At 55.2% G+C, this 12,598-nt stretch carries 12 protein-coding genes; 9 read left to right on the top strand and 3 right to left on the bottom strand.

The genetic code is table 11. From position 1 onward, the window contains the following. Positions 1–48: 48 nt before the first annotated feature. Positions 49–828, top strand: coding sequence for a TatD family hydrolase (locus tag FH061_RS08065; protein ID WP_151634797.1), 780 nt, complete (start codon positions 49–51; stop codon positions 826–828). Further along, a complete protein-coding gene (locus FH061_RS08060) occupies positions 828–1,541 on the top strand; it encodes an ankyrin repeat domain-containing protein (RefSeq protein ID WP_225984539.1) in 714 nt (237 codons plus the stop codon). Before FH061_RS08065 ends, FH061_RS08060 begins: the two co-directional genes overlap by 1 nt. Positions 1,542–1,745: 204 nt before the next feature. On the opposite strand, the gene icmH is transcribed toward FH061_RS08060, so the two are convergent. Genes icmH through tssJ form a run of 3 tightly spaced genes read right to left on the bottom strand, consistent with a single transcriptional unit; the run spans position 1,746 to position 4,620 of the window. Beyond that, on the bottom strand, positions 1,746–2,519 hold the full coding sequence (gene icmH / locus FH061_RS08055) for a type IVB secretion system protein IcmH/DotU (protein WP_192804962.1): 774 nt from the start codon (positions 2,517–2,519) through the stop codon (positions 1,746–1,748). Between the two features lie 19 nt (positions 2,520–2,538). Further along, on the bottom strand, positions 2,539–3,888 hold the full coding sequence (tssK, locus tag FH061_RS08050) for a type VI secretion system baseplate subunit TssK (RefSeq protein WP_151634794.1): 1,350 nt from the start codon (positions 3,886–3,888) through the stop codon (positions 2,539–2,541). Positions 3,889–3,924: 36 nt separating this feature from the next. Continuing rightward, positions 3,925–4,620, bottom strand: coding sequence for a type VI secretion system lipoprotein TssJ (gene tssJ / locus FH061_RS08045; RefSeq protein WP_151634792.1), 696 nt, complete (start codon positions 4,618–4,620; stop codon positions 3,925–3,927). A 299-nt stretch (positions 4,621–4,919) separates the two neighbouring features. On the opposite strand from tssJ, the gene FH061_RS08040 reads away from it, so the two are divergent. From FH061_RS08040 to tssG, 7 genes are all read left to right on the top strand, one after another. Continuing rightward, positions 4,920–5,579 (top strand): tetratricopeptide repeat protein, encoded by a 660-nt coding sequence (locus FH061_RS08040; protein WP_151634790.1) that lies wholly within the window; start codon positions 4,920–4,922, stop codon positions 5,577–5,579. Positions 5,580–5,621: 42 nt separating this feature from the next. Then, entirely contained in the window at positions 5,622–6,131 is a 510-nt protein-coding gene (gene tssB, locus FH061_RS08035; protein ID WP_151634788.1) for a type VI secretion system contractile sheath small subunit, read from the top strand. A 1-nt stretch (position 6,132) separates the two neighbouring features. Then, a complete protein-coding gene (gene tssC, locus FH061_RS08030) occupies positions 6,133–7,617 on the top strand; it encodes a type VI secretion system contractile sheath large subunit (protein WP_151634786.1) in 1,485 nt (494 codons plus the stop codon). Positions 7,618–8,314: 697 nt separating this feature from the next. Continuing rightward, on the top strand, positions 8,315–8,821 hold the full coding sequence (locus tag FH061_RS08025) for an Hcp family type VI secretion system effector (RefSeq protein ID WP_151634784.1): 507 nt from the start codon (positions 8,315–8,317) through the stop codon (positions 8,819–8,821). A gap of 244 nt (positions 8,822–9,065) precedes the next feature. After that, on the top strand, positions 9,066–9,575 hold the full coding sequence (gene tssE / locus FH061_RS08020; protein WP_151634782.1) for a type VI secretion system baseplate subunit TssE: 510 nt from the start codon (positions 9,066–9,068) through the stop codon (positions 9,573–9,575). 3 nt (positions 9,576–9,578) lie between these two features. Then, complete coding sequence (gene tssF, locus FH061_RS08015) at positions 9,579–11,411, top strand: type VI secretion system baseplate subunit TssF (protein ID WP_151634780.1); 1,833 nt, start codon at positions 9,579–9,581, stop codon at positions 11,409–11,411. Then, entirely contained in the window at positions 11,375–12,559 is a 1,185-nt protein-coding gene (tssG, locus tag FH061_RS08010; protein WP_151634778.1) for a type VI secretion system baseplate subunit TssG, read from the top strand. Before tssF ends, tssG begins: the two co-directional genes overlap by 37 nt. The last annotated feature ends 39 nt before the right edge of the window (positions 12,560–12,598 follow it).

The raw sequence follows: 12,598 nt of genomic DNA, 5'->3' as shown, positions 1-12,598 counted from the left end.
GCGGGCGGCGGCGGGTGCGTCACCGCATGACAGCGTAAAATACGCGCCATGTATATCGATTCCCATTGCCATATCAATTTTCCGGAACTCGCCGCCCGACTGCCCGACATCTTCAGCAAGATGGCCGACAATCGGGTTACCCATGCCCTGTGCGTGTCGGTTGACCTTCCTGATTTCCCCCAGGTGCTCGCGCTTGCGGAGCAGCATGCGAATGTTTTCGCATCAGTCGGCGTGCACCCGGACTATGAGGAAACCCCCGAGCCTAGCGTGGATGAACTCGTGCGTCTTGCCGACCATCCGAAAATCGTCGCCATCGGAGAAACGGGGCTCGACTATTACCGCCTTCAGGGTGACCTCGAATGGCAGCGCGAACGCTTCCGCGCCCATATCCGCGCATCGCGCGTCACCGGGAAACCCCTGATCATCCACACCAGGGCAGCGGCCGAGGATACGATCCGCATCATGCAGGAAGAAGGCGCGGGCACGAACGCCGGTGGCGCCGGCGGTGTCATGCACTGTTTCACCGAATCCCTGGAAGTCGCGCAGGCGGCGATGGCGATGGGATTTTATATCTCGTTTTCCGGAATCGTCACTTTCAAGAGTGCAAAGGAATTGCAGGCAGTCGCGCTTGCCGTACCGCTGGAGCGCATGCTGATCGAAACCGACTCGCCGTATCTTGCACCGGTGCCGCACCGCGGAAAAATGAACGAACCCGGTCTGGTCTGCCATGTCGCGGAATTCCTGGCGCGACTGAAAGAGGAGCCGCTGGAACGTGTCGCGCAGCAAACCACGGACAATTTTTTCAGTCTTTTCAGGATAGTACGCTGATGTGGCAGAAGAGGAGAGGAGTAACGATGATCAGAGCCGGCATCTCGGATATGAGGCGCAGCATCCTCGCGGCGGTAGGCGCAGGCATACTTGGTGTCGGTATTGCGAGGAGGGCAAGTGCCGGCGCTTATGATGACTTCTTCCGGGCAGTCAAATTGGATGACGCAAAGACGGTTGCCTCTCTGCTTGCTCGCGGTCTCGATCCCAACCTGATCGAACCCGAGCGCGGCGAAACGGGGCTGATGATCGCGCTGCGGGAGAATTCGACAGCTGTACTGGACGTCTTGCTGCAGTCCAAGCAGATTGACTTCGAAGTCAAGGCATTCAACGGCGACAATGCATTAATGATTGCCGCGCTCAAGGGAAATCTCCGTGCGGTGGAGGGCTTGATCGAACGCGGCGCGGAAGTCAACAAACCCGGCTGGACGCCTTTGCATTACGCCGCTTTCGTTGGCAATAACGATATCGTCAAGCTGCTGCTGGATAAATCGGCTTATATCGATGCCGAATCGCCAAACAAGACAACACCTATCATGATGGCGGCGCGGGCCGGACATATCCTGACCGTCAAGCTTCTTCTTGATGAAGGAGCAGATGCGAGCCTCAAGAATGACTTGGGCATGAGTGCCATTGATTTCGCCAACAAATACGAATTCAAGGACATTGCCGAGGGTTTGACATTTCGGTTAAGGAAGTTGGGCAAGCTGCAATAGATGATGGAGAAGTGTTGGGGGGGGCCGTTTGCTTGCGTTGCAATCGACGAAGGCTCCAGCCTGTGAAGGCGCCAAATGGTGTGGAAGAATATCCGTTCATCGGACCGTATTGAACTTGCAGCATTTTGCGCCGGAGCGGTGAAATGCTGCACGCTCAGCTGCACTTGCAACGACGTCTGATCGATGGCCCCTGATTCATCGGACCTACGGCAAGCTGATGATGATATGCGCCAGCTTCGGCGCAAGCTTGACAAGGTCGTAGTACTTGCCCAATGTGCCGTTCACCTGCGCTGCCAGCGCCCAGTTCAATCCTGCATAGCCGACCATGCCCGCGCAGGCAAATCCCGCCGCAATGACCCACATCGGTATTTCCGCCTTGATTAGGTGTGCGACGCTGTCGGGAGCTCGCCAGAAAGGGGCGAATACCGCGCGTTTTCCCTTGAGATGGGCGATTTCCTTGTCCAGCGTGGCAATCAGGTAATCAAGTTTTTCTTTGCTTTCCAGGGTGTATTTGCCCTGATACCCGGTCAGCAAGCACATGTAAAAGACTTCGAGCGTCTGCACGCTGGACGTGCCGCGCCGGCGTACCTCGTCAAGTTCCTTGAAAAACTGTTCGCCCGCCAGTTGATCGCCGAACAGTTTCAACTGCAAGGGAGAGCGCTCCCATTCATCCCGAATCGCCATGTCAGCGCCGAGCACGGCTTCGTCAATTGCCGCGCAAAATGCATACTTGGCGGCATAGACATCGTCGGCAGAGACGTCCAGTTGGCGGGCATCCTGCTCGAAGCGGTCGAGCAGCAGCTCGACATCGGTCGAAAACGAGGCCGCATCGCCGGGGAAATATCTGTTCTTCAGCAGCAGAAGGAGATAAAAGCCGTCATGCAGCAAGTCGACAAGCGTTCGCGGCGCGCCGGGCGGTTCGCGATAGTCGGCGATGGTATTCCCGTAGAGGGATGGGATGGCGACATCCTTTTGCATGGTCTTTTCACTTTGAGAGTTATTGGGTAACGGCGAACAATTCCAGCTTGAGCGCGCGGAAACCGGAGGGCACATAAATCATGATGGTGTTCGAGGCAAGCATGCGCTCATACAAGGCTCCATGAGGATCGATTGAAAAGTAATAGCAGCCAGGCCGTACCGGGATGGGCGCCGGAACCTGGGGCGCGGCCATCAGGCGGATACCCGGCATTGCCGACGACACCATTTTTTCCACATCGTCCGGAGCGCCCAGCTTGACGCGCTGGGGAACGGATTCGACGATTTCCGCAGGCGGCATGTCCGCGGAAACCGAGAGATAGTACGCGGCATTGCTGGTGATTTTTTCCGAATCGACGCGACCCAGATGGAAGGATGCCTTGACCTCCGTCAGCGGAATCAGGAAGTAACGGGACGAGATGACCGTCTCCAGCAGTTCACGAATGATGTGATCCACCCGGTGGAAGGCGGGTCCGGGCGCATCATGCCGGTAACTGGGCAGGTCCGGCAGGCCATATGCCTTGGAAAACGTCATCAGTTGCCCGGCAAGTCCCAGCAATTCCTGAAACAGTCGTTCGGGATGCAAGCCCGGGTGCTGCAGCAAATGCTGTAGTGACGCCCCCGCCGCATTGACGGTATGGAGCAGCCAGAATGAGGCAATGTCGCCGGAGCGGAATTCAACCACGTTCCGCGACGGCTCGCGGTGATATCCGTACAATGCCTGCGCCTTCGCCTGGAGCATGTCAAGCAGCCGGCGCAGGATGCGGAAGAGCGGCGTGGATGCCTGTATTGAAAGTGATGGAGCCATGAAGGCTTCGTCGAGTTCGAATCCGCCGGATGGGCGCGGGCGTATCCGAAGCAATGGCACGCCAACATAGCGCTCGCGGTTATCACGATCACTCAGCAGCCGCAGCTTCTTTTTCAGGACAGTGATATCGGCTTCGATCGCGCTGGTATAGCGATCGACTACCACATGATCATGCTGGTAAAACCGGAGCGCCTGCGCATCCGTCCTCGGCTCCGATGAAAAATTGGGACCATGCTCGCGCAAATGAGCCAAGCCGATATGAAAAACGATGCCGTTCCCCATATCGTCGAACTGGCGGAGGTCGACTTCGGCCGGCAATTCATCCACGTCGGGGGCATGAATAAACTCGCCGTCGGGCAGCACCATCCTGAGCTTGGTGATGCGCAGGATTCCCAATGCCAGCGCGGCGGTGTCCAGAGCGATTTCCTGCAGTCCCCAGAGATAAGGGTGAACGGCTCGTCCGAGTTCGGCGAGCCGGCCCTCATGATAGAGATCCTGGCATTGGAAATGCTGTGGCCTGAGAAAGAGGCCTTCGCCCCAAAGAATTTTTGGTGAACTGCTCATTGTCTTGAAAGTGGTTGCGTGATGGAGGTGATGGGATCATCTGCAGGGCGCCGCGCTCAGCAGCAGCGCATCTTCCGTGCTGGTGGTCAGTGGCGTGGCCCCGGTGGCAGTCATGGCACAGGCATGCACGCCGATGACAATACCGGATCGAGCTGCGTCAGCCGAAGTAAATGCCAACCGCCACCGTTGCCCGGACCGCTTGCGAAAGAGAGCAACGAATCCGAGATGGCTTGCATCTTCGGTGAGGCTTTCCGTGAAACGAAGCGATTGTCCCGGCAGCAAAGTGATCTCTCTCGCTTCAATCATGGAATTGCCCAGCATGTTGCGTTCGCTTTGCGCATCAAGAAGGACGCCATGAGGTATCGAGAGGAAGCCGACGGCATTGCGCAACTGGTAGACGCGCAAAACGGTTGCAAGGCCATTGCCATGTTCATCCGCATTCGCATCCTTTGAGGCTTCGAGGCGAATTTCCGCCATGCGGAGTTGCTCCGCCTTCTGTTTATTGCCGAGCAGTTCGGCAAGGCTTCCCAGGAGCGTATCGGCTCCCGGCTTTGTATTTCCATTGGCCGTGCTAACGCAGCCGGACTGTACCAAGGCGCAAAACAGCGCAAGCAGCAATTGCACGATCAATCTGCCTGGTGAACGGCATCCTGCTTTTGAAGAGCCAGTGTGAACGCAATAAGGACTGAGACGTAAAGACGGAGGCTTGTGCATTGTTGAATATTCGAGCATCCACAAATTTCGTTGGACGATTTCCAAACGTATCAAAAAATAATTGTCATTAAATCAATGTTTCGGTTAGTATATCTGAGACGTTATCAATGTGCTAACGGAAATTGCAACATTGTTTAATTGCAACGAGCGTTTTGGCGCCTGCGGTAACTCGAAATGCAGATGCGATTGCCCTTTGTAAGGTGTGCCCGAAGTGCGAGGCGCGCCGGTCATTCGTTGCGGGGCATGCATCCTTCAATGGTTCACGACATGACCGGGACGAGTGGAGTCATCAGTTAGTTTTTCAATGGAGATCAGGGATGTACCAACCGCGCCATTTGGCACTACGAATCGGAGTCCGCTCGGGACTGGCCTGTCTTTTAGCGGCGTCTGCGCTGCTTGGCGGCTGTGCCACGCAAACAACGGAAAGTCCCAGGGCAGCGGCAAGCCTCGAGACCGTCACGCGCGAAGCTGAGGCAGAACTCGCCAAGGGCAACAAGGAGCATGCGGTTGTACTGCTGACTCAGGGGGCGCGCAGTTATCCGACCAGTGCCGTTCCATGGCTGAAAATTGCCAACATCTGGTTTGATGCCGGCAACTATCCATCGACCATCCTTGCGGCCAATGAGGCACTGCAGCGTGATGCCTCGAGCCAGGAGGCGAAAAGCTTGCTTGTGGTCAGCGGGCTCAGGGTTGCCGCGGGGGCGGTTGCAGGCTTGCGGCCGACAGCTGGCGTCGGTGCCAATGCGCGGGCGGAGGCGGAAAATTTAACGAATTCTCTGCGAACGGCGATCGGTGAGAAGACACTTGTCCCCCTGCCGTCGACAGAAGTCCGTGTAACTCCTCCTGCGGCAAACCGACCGAAGGCGAAGCCTGCTCGTCCGACGGCAGTCCCCAAGGAGTCCAGCGGAGGCCCTGTCGTTCCGAATACTCGGGATGCCGCAGCCGCGCCGAACGATCCCTTCAAGTCCCTTAAGTAACAGGTCTTGATTTTTACCGACACAGAATACAAGGAAACGCTTATGTCAAAGAAGGAAAGCGTACAGAAAAAATTGCAGCGGATTCGTCCTCCTCGCGTCCATCTTACTTATGACGTGGAAATCGGAGATGCGATCGAGCAGAAGGAAATTCCTTTTGTGGTGGGCGTGATGGGCGATTTTTCCGGAAGTTCGGAAAATGCGTTGCCAAAACTGAAGGATCGCAAATTCGTCAATGTTGACGTCGACAACTTTGACGATGTCATGAAGGGCATAGAGCCGCGTGCCGTGTTTCGTGTAGAGAATACTCTGAGCGAACAAGGCGGTCAGTTCGGTGTCGATCTGAAGTTCCGTTCGATAGAGGACTTTCGTCCCGAAGCTGTCGTGCAGCAGGTCGAGCCTCTGCGCAAGTTGCTGGAAGCGCGCAGCAAACTTTCCGACCTCCGAAACAAGCTCGCCGGTAATGACAAGCTTGAAGATGTGCTGAGCGAAGTGTTGGCGAATACCGAAAGCTTGCAGCGGCTTGGTCAGGAAACACGGAACAAGGAGGACTGAAATGGAAGTGCGAGCTCCCTTATCCACAGCGACCGAAGCTGTGGTGGAAGAAAGCCTGCTGGACAAGGTGGTCAACGAGAGCAAGGTCGCACGTTCGGATAATGAACGCGCACGTGCAAAAGACCTTATCGGTGAACTGGTAAGCCAGGTGCTGGAAGGCACCGTGATCATTTCCAGCAATCTTTCAGCAACCATCGATGCACGAGTCGCCCAACTGGATGGTCTGATTTCCGAACAGCTCAGTCAGATCCTTCACGCACCGGAGTTCCAGAAAATGGAAGGCACCTGGCGTGGACTGCATTACCTGTGCAAGCATACCGCAACCGGCGAAACGTTGAAAATAAAGCTGCTCAATGTAACCAAGCGCGACCTGATTCGTGACTTCAATAATGCGATTGACTTCGACCAGAGTGCCTTGTTCAAGAAAGTGTACGAGGAAGAGTTCGGTACCTTCGGCGGCGCACCGTTCGGTGCCTTGATAGGCGACTACGAGATAACCCGTCAACCCGAAGATGTTTATTTCGTGGACCAGATGTCGCACGTCGCCGCCGCGGCGCATGCGCCGTTCATATCGGCCGCCTCGCCGGAATTGCTGGGTCTGGAGTCATTCGCGGATCTCGGCAAGCCGCGCGATATGGCGAAAGTCTTCGATACGCTCGAATACACGAAATGGAAATCTTTCCGCGAATCGGAGGATTCCCGTTATGTGGGCCTGACAGTACCGAGATTCCTCGGTCGCATGCCATACCATCCTAAAGAGGGCACGGTAGTCGAAGGCTTCAATTTTATTGAGGATGTCGACGGAAGCAACCATGCCAAGTACTTGTGGGTGAACACCGCCTATGCGTTCGCCGCCAGACTGACGAACGCATTCGAACATTTCGGCTGGTGTGCCGCCATTCGAGGGGTGGAGGGCGGCGGCTTGGTCGAGGATCTGCCTACCCATACATTCAAGACCGATGATGGCGAGATTGCGCTGAAGTGTCCGACGGAAATTGCCATCACCGATCGCCGGGAAAAAGAGCTGAGCGACCTTGGCTTCATCCCACTGGTTCATTGCAAGAATACCGACTATGCCGCGTTCTTTGGAGCCCAGTCGGTGCAAAAGGCAAAGAAGTACAACACGGATGCGGCGAATGCCAATGCCATTCTGTCGGCACAAATGCAATACATATTTGCCTCCTGCCGGATAGCGCATTATTTGAAGTCCATGATGCGCGACAAGATAGGCAGCTTTGCTGCAGCTTCCAACGTTGAACAGTTTCTCAATAACTGGCTTGCACAATATGTCGTCATGGACGACTCCGCATCCCAGGAAATTAAAGCCCAGTATCCGTTGCGCGAAGCTTCGGTGAAGGTGGATGAGGTTCCGGGGCGCCCAGGCGTATATCGGGCAGTAACTTACCTGAGTCCGCATTTCCAGCTTGATGAATTGAGCGTTTCCCTGAGACTGGTTGCCGAATTGCCGCAGTCGGCGAAATCCTAGTTGTTGTGAGTTAGGGAATTAGGCGCCCGTCAACGTCTTTTCGAAACTTGGTACATGGACGCATGAATCCCTACCACGCGCATCTGCATTCGAGAGGGATTCCGTGAGCAGGAAATTCGACCGGAGGCATGCCTCACCTAGTGGTGTGAGTTGGAAATTTATTGAAAGATAATGTGGTGAAATCATGTCGAGACAAGGAAGAAAGCACAGCAATGCCGCGCCTTTGTCGATCGCTGCGCACATTCTTGACACAGTATCAGCATGATTCTCATCCACCGTTTGATCAACAGCTTATTGACTCGCACCACTAGCATAGTCCGAATGGCGTATGGTGAGATCCGTACTGGGTTGTGGTCGGCATGAAGATGCTGTAGAAGCCGGCCTGGAACCTTCCAGTAGAAGGATGCGTTGTTGACGGCGTTACCTCTCGAGCGTTACGCATGCGATGGTGTTCGAAATGGTTTGGCAATGCATATTGCCCACCATGCTGGTTCGCAAAGAACTCGGCATCGTCTTAAGCCGTATTGCAAATCCACTTAATTCCATCTGAATGAAAATTCATGATGGCCGGGCGAACTCGTCCTGATGACAAATCGTACCGCATAGTTGACGTACCTGAGTTAACACCGATGACATGAGAGTCGGCCAGAGGATTTTTCACGCGCATTGATGCGCATTTTTAAAGGAGTAATGAAGCATGAAAGACATTTATCTGAAGTTCGAGGGTGGCGACACGAAAATCGAAGGCGAATCACGCGACGAAGGACACCAGAAATGGCTCGAAGCACATTCATGGAGCCATCTGATTCGCCAGCCGAAGTCCGCGACTTCAAGTACATCGGGCGGCCACACTGCGGAACGCTGCGAACACGGCGATATGATGTTCGTTAAAGATATTGATTCCACCAGTCCCTCTCTCTGGCTGGCTTGCAGCCAAGGCGATACCTTCAACAAGGTAACCATTGAATTCATGCGCGCCAATGGCAAGGAAAAGGTCAAGTATCTCGAGATCGTGCTTAATCATGTGATCGTTGCATCAGTAACACCGGCCGTCCAGGAAGAAGGGCTGCCGACCGAAACACTGGCGCTGAAATACGCGTCCGTGAAATGGACGTACACCGTTCAAGGCATCGACGGCAAGAAGGGTGGCAGCAACCCGCAGATGTGGAGCTTGGCAAAGAACAAGGCGACTGAAGCCGTTTGATCCCTGTTTTTTCGAGTCAGGGAATGCATGCCGGCCGTACGAGCAGATCGCGCGATCGGATTGTTGCAACAGGCGTCGGTCGGCATTGATTCCCGGTCTTATATGAAAAACCTATCCTCTGTGACGCTGTATGCCGCTGGTTCTTGCAGGTGCATTCCATGATCTATGGCGTTGAAACGATGTTCAGTGAGGGCATCCTCGCTGCTTCGGGCAGACGCCCTCCAAGGAATTCGAGTGGAATACCATGAACAAGTTGTTTGGCTCTAAGGCGAAGTATCGCCCAACCCTGCTTGACCGGCTGTCCGACAATGCTCCTCGTTCAAGAAGCGAGTCGGATACCTTGCGCCAGATAACCGCCGAGGAGATCAAGGATTCCGTCGCACGCGACCTGGAAGCCCTGCTCAATAGCCGATGTGCAATGAACGAGCAACTGTTCAAGTGGTATCCGGAATCGCTGAAGTCGATCTGCAGTTACGGGATGGGCGATTTCGTCGGGCGCAGTCTGGCCAATCCGGCGGATCGCAATCATATCTGCCGATCTCTTGAGCGCACCATTGCGATCCATGAACGCCGATTGAAGCAAATCCAAATTGCGTTGGATGTCGAAAATCACACGACCAACCGTCTGCGCTTCACGATCCACGCGCTGCTGGTGGTACATCCATCAATGGAGCCAGTGCACTTTGACGCCTTGTTGCATCCTGCGACATCGAATTATTCCGTCACCAGAACGAACCGTTCCGTGACCCGGTAGACCATGGAAGAATTACTCCCTTATTACGAACGCGAGCTCACCTTTCTTCGACGCACGTCGCGGGAATTTGCTGAGCGCTATCCCAAAGTCGCGGGGCGCCTGCTGCTTTCGGGAGAGACTTGTGACGATCCTCATATCGAAAGGATGATCCAGTCCTTCGCACTTCTGGCGGGCAGAATACACCGCAAGCTGGATGACGAGTATCCCGAGTTTACAGAGGCATTGCTGCAGGTCGCGTTTCCTCAGTTTCTGCGTCCGTTTCCCTCGGTTTCCATCGCGCATTTCGATGCAGGCGCGGGCGCGGATCGAACTGCTGCACCGCTGTCGATTCCCAGGCATACCCAGTTGCATACCCGTCCGGTGAAGGGAGTAAGCTGCCGTTTTCGAACAGCCTACGAAGTCGATCTGCTACCAGTCCATATCGCGCGAGTCGAATTTGAACAGGTAGTCGATGGAACCGGCTTAAGTGCCGACGTGGCTGCCTCATCGGTTGCCGCCATCAGGATACGGCTGGAGGGCCAGCCTGATAGTCCCGATCTTCAATCTTTGTGTGGTAAGCCGCTCAGACTGTTTCTGAATGGCGAACCGGGTGTTGTAGCGGCCGTCCGAATAGCCTTGTTCGGGCACTTGAAAGGCATCTGGGTGTCGGATCCGGATAGCTCGGCAATAGCAGAGCTTCCTGCAAGCGCTCTCCAGCCAGTAGGATTTCAGGAGCATGAAGCGCTTCTCGACGACGACGTCCGGTTTCATCGCGCGTATCAGCTGCTGCTGGAGTATTTTGCCTTCCCGGAGAAGTTCAACTTTATCGATATCGATCTGCGACGCGCTATCGCTCGCCTGCCTGCCGGCAAGCGTCAGATCGACATCCGGTTCGGTCTCGCGAAAGGCATAGGTCAGGATGCACAAGCGCATCTGCTCGACCGGCTGGGCAAGGAGAATTTCCTTTTGGCTTGCACACCGGTCGTCAACCTGTTTTCACGCAATGCGGAACCGATAAGGGTCACCGAGACCACCACGACGTATCCGGTCATTATCGATAACCGGCATCCCGACGCCTATGAAGTGTTCGAGCTGCGCCGCGTGTGCCGACTGCACGGCGACAGCAGGAGCGACAAGGCGGAAGACTTCAGGCCATTTTATTCCATCCGTCATGGCGAGGCACATGATGGCCCGGCTCGATACTGGCATGCCAGCTACCCGGCGAATCGCAGCGACTTCATGGAAATCACGCTGGTCGACTCCGATCTGGAGCCGGACCGCATCGGACACAGCACTCTCAGCATTGATGTGTCGTGCAGCAATCGGGATTTGCCGTCGCAATTGCCGTTCGGTCTGATGGACGGCGATTTGTTCGCCGAGGGCGACTTGCCTGTCAAGCTGGTCCGCCTGTTGCGACGGCCGACACCAAGCTATTGTTTCCAGAAAGGGCGTGGGGCGCAATGGAGGTTCATCTCGCAACTGAGCCTGAATCATTTTTCGCTGGACGGCAAGGGTTTGGATGCGCTCAAGGAAATTCTGGTGCTTTATGACGTGTCAGGCTCAGCCATCAATCGCCATCAAATCGATGGACTGGTCGGCATCGTTCACCGCGGCGCGGTCACGCGACTTCCAGGAAACCCCTTTCCCGTCATGGTGCGCGGTATCGAGATACGCCTGACCGTGGATGAAACACATTATGCGGGCATCGGCCTGTTCATGTTTGCGCAGATTCTGGACCGCTTCTTCGGACTCTACATACATACGAACAGCTTTACCAGATTGACGATTATCTCCAGGCAAACTGGAAAGGAGCTTATCAAATGTCCTCCACGATGTGGCGATCTGGCGCCAGTTTGATAGAACAGCTGGAAAAGGAGCCTTACCGCTTCGAGTTTTTCCAGGCAATTCGTCTGCTGCTGTCCTACCAGCGGCGTCATACGCAACAAGGTGACAGTTCGATACTGGAACAGGCGATCCGCTTCCGCAATTCGATTTCACTTGGCTTTCCGCCAAGCGAGATTGAGTCACTCCAGCTTGAATGGTCAAGCGAAGGCAAGGAGGCGGCCGAGCCGCTTCAATTGGCAGATATGACAGACGAAGGCATATCGACGTTGCAAGGGGAACTCCGGTCTGGCGGTCGTCACGTCATGCTCTCCCGGCAAGCCCCGAACAAGACCGGAGGATTTTACAAGGCTACCCTGACGCCTGCATTCATGGGCCTCGTCGGACCTTCCGGTGTTTTGCCGCGCCATTACACCCAGCATGTTGCAGACAGAGTCCTGTTCCAACGTGATACGACGACGCGTGCTTTCATGGATATTTTCACCAGTCGCGCTGTCTCGCTGTTCTATCAAAGCTGGATGAAATACCGCCTGCATTTGCAATATGAAGCGGATAGAAGGAATCGCTTCGTTCCTCTTGTGTTGAGTCTCGGCGGCTTGGGTTTCGCCGCAACGAGGGACAGGATTGCAAATGACGGAGAAGGCATCGCAGACGAAACACTGGCTTATTACGTGGCGGCGATACGGGAACGCCCGCGATCAGCGCATTGGTTTGCCCGAGTGGTTGCAGATTATTTCCGGGTGCCGGCAAAGATTGCGGAGTTTATCGGACAGTGGATGGAATTGCCGAAAGAGGAGCGAACCAGTCTCGGCATCCGCCACGCAAGCCTGGGGCAAAGCGCGTTTTGCGGCGGTCGCGTCTGGGACCGGCAGTCGAGAATTCGTCTTACTCTAGGGCCGATGCGGAAGGCGAGCTTTCTGGACATGTTGCCCGGTGCGCAGGGCCACCGTAATCTTGCACGGCTCTTTCGGCTCATGCAAGGCCTTGCATACGACTGTGAAGTGCGTCTGATCCTGGACAAACGTGACATATCGAGTCCCCGATTGCAGAAGGAGGGCGGGCAAGTGCTGCTCGGATGGGTAAGCTGGATGCAAGCCCGAGGCAGGGCGTCGGATCCAGATGACGCGTCCTATCTCCTGAATACGGAACAAGGCATTGAGTAAACAAACGGCTCACACAATGACGCCCACCATCGGTATTAA

Source organism: Noviherbaspirillum aerium (genome assembly GCF_008929045.1).
Taxonomy (GTDB): domain Bacteria; phylum Pseudomonadota; class Gammaproteobacteria; order Burkholderiales; family Burkholderiaceae_D; genus Noviherbaspirillum; species Noviherbaspirillum aerium.
This window is presented reverse-complemented; position numbering and strand designations above follow the sequence as displayed.